This is a genomic window from Acidimicrobiales bacterium (assembly GCA_030747595.1).
Taxonomy (GTDB): domain Bacteria; phylum Actinomycetota; class Acidimicrobiia; order Acidimicrobiales; family MedAcidi-G1; genus UBA9410.
Genome location: JASLKK010000044.1, coordinates 248 through 890, shown reverse-complemented (window position 1 = coordinate 890; position 643 = coordinate 248). Strand labels below are relative to the sequence as shown.

Annotated in this window: 2 protein-coding genes and 1 tRNA gene; all 3 read left to right on the top strand. The window is 44.8% G+C overall.

Features of this window, described 5'->3' with window-relative positions; genetic code table 11:
- Positions 1–167: triose-phosphate isomerase (locus QF777_11965; GenBank protein ID MDP6912253.1), on the top strand; the 167-nt coding region annotated here is incomplete at its 5' end.
- A 31-nt stretch (positions 168–198) separates the two neighbouring features.
- On the top strand, positions 199–423 hold the full coding sequence (secG, locus tag QF777_11960) for a preprotein translocase subunit SecG (protein MDP6912252.1): 225 nt from the start codon (positions 199–201) through the stop codon (positions 421–423).
- A 46-nt stretch (positions 424–469) separates the two neighbouring features.
- Positions 470–557, top strand: a tRNA-Leu gene (locus QF777_11955).
- The last annotated feature ends 86 nt before the right edge of the window (positions 558–643 follow it).

The following is a 643-nucleotide window of genomic DNA, read 5'->3' as shown; positions in this document are numbered from 1 at the left end:
GGGGTCAAGCTTCTGAGAGTGTCCGTATTCAATATGGCGGTTCGGTTAAATCGGGAAACTGTCCAGATTTGATGAGACAGTCAGACATTGATGGCGCTCTTGTGGGTGGAGCTGCTTTAGATCCTGATGAATTTGCTCGTATTGTAAATTATCGTTTAGTCGGTTGATCTCTAATCGGACGGTAGTCTTTATACCACTATGTTCGTTTTAACAGCAATTCTTCAAGCCGTTTCAGGCCTTGGTCTGATCTTTTTAGTTCTCCTGCATAGCGGTAAAGGCGGAGGCCTTTCTGACATGTTCGGTGGAGGTGTTGGTGCACAAACTGCCGGCTCAACAGTCGTAGAACAAAACCTTGACAGAATCACCATTGTCACAGCTTTAGTATTTGTATTTACCACTGTGGCGCTCTCTTTACAGTTCTAAAAGGAATTAGTAAACGATAGTTTGAGTAATCACTAAATAAAGTCACGTCGGAGTGGCGGAATTGGCAGACGCGCAAGGTTAAGGACCTTGTGCCCGATTAGGGCGTGGGGGTTCAAGTCCCCCCTCCGACACCAAAACAACCCTTAATTCTCAAGGGTTCTTGCACATTTATCATAGGATGTGGAAGGTATCTGGAAGGTTGTTTAAAAGAAACGCAAAT